The 1,430-nt window shown below is 73.7% G+C and carries 2 protein-coding genes; both read right to left on the reverse strand.

Annotated features, from left to right (window positions below):
- Positions 1–169 (reverse strand): zinc ribbon domain-containing protein (locus HY68_RS45230; protein WP_041990179.1); only part of this gene is annotated, 169 nt, incomplete at its 3' end.
- Between the two features lie 62 nt (positions 170–231).
- A partial coding sequence (locus HY68_RS18170; protein WP_041990182.1) for a hypothetical protein occupies positions 232–1,430 on the reverse strand: 1,199 nt, incomplete at its 5' end.

Raw genomic sequence — 1,430 nt, forward strand, 5'->3', positions numbered from 1 at the left:
GGGCGGGCGCGCCGCCCTTGGCGGAGCCGCCGACGGCGACGGTCGACAGGAGCTTCACGGTGTCGTCGTGCCCGGCGGGGCAGGCGGCGGGGTCGGAGGACTCCGCCATCGGACGGCTGAGCTCGAAGGTGTCACCACAGGAACGGCAGCGGTACTCGTAGCGAGGCATGGCGCCAGGCTATCGGTACGCGGCCGTGCGACCGGCGCCCCTCCGGGCGAGTGCCGCCGTTGTCAGCCGCCGTGGCCCGACCCGCGCTCCTCGCGGATCTCCGAGACCACCCGGGCCGCCGTGTTCCGTACCGCCTCGGTCTCGGTCAGGAAGTGCCAGTAGTCGGGATGGCGCCCCTCAAGACCCGCCACGGCCCGGTCCAGCCGGGCCACGGAGTCGTCGAGCGGGCGGGCATGGCGCGGGTCGGGCGTACTGCGGCCGGTCATCGCCAGCCGCTGGGCGTCCCGGATCGCGAACCTCGTACGGTCGATCTCGTGCTGCGGGTCCTTCGCGACGGCGTTCAGCCGCTGCAACCGGTCGCCGGCCGCCGAGACCGCCTCGTCCGTGGTGTTCAGCAGGGCCCTGGCCGTGCTCAGCAGGGACGTCGCGTCCGGCCACCGCTGCTCCTCGCGGGCCTTGCCCGCTTCCTTCAGCTTCAGCTCGGCCTGCCGGACGCTGTCGGCCGCCTGGTCCGGAACATGCTGCAGATCCTGCCAGCACTCGGCGGAGAAGCGCCGCCGCAGCTCGCTCAGCACCGGCTCCACGGTGCCCGCGCGGGTGGTCAGCGCCTGCGCGCGGGTCCGCAGCGACACCAGACGCTTGTCGATCTCCTTCGCCCGCTCCGGCAGCCGCTCGGCCTCGGCCCGTACGGCTTCGGCGTCCCGCAGCACCCGGTCGGCGCGCTGCAAGGTGTCCGTGACGCCGTGCTGCCCCGCGCCCTGGTTGAGCTTCGTCAGCTCGGGCCCGAGCTGGGCGAGCCGCAGGGCGAGATCGTCCGCGCGCAGTCCTGTGCCCCGTACCGCGTCGAGAGCGTTGCTCGCGGCGAGGAGCGCCTGGCGGGCCCGCTCTATGGCCGGTGCGAGCCGCGCGAGCTGCGTCTCGGCCTTGTCGAGCAGGGGTCCGAGCCCCTGCTCGAACTTGTCGAGATCCGCCTTGACGCGGACCAGCTGGTCCTTGGCCTTCGTCAGCTCGCCCCGGGCGGCCGAGGCCGCCGACGGCTCAAGATCGTGCCGGTCGAGATCATGGGCGTCGACGGCGGTGATGTACCCGCTGCTCGCCTCGTCGATCCGGCGCCCCAGCGCCGCGAAGCCCTCCACGGCCCTGCGCGCGCCCGGCGAGCTGTCGACGGCCGTGATCGTCTCGATCGAGATCCGCAGATCGCGCTGGGCCGTGTCCAGCTCGTAGAAGGCGGCAGCCGCCGCGTCCTTGGCGGCCTGCGCGT

This window comes from Streptomyces sp. AcH 505 (assembly GCF_000818175.1).
Lineage (GTDB): Bacteria > Actinomycetota > Actinomycetes > Streptomycetales > Streptomycetaceae > Streptomyces.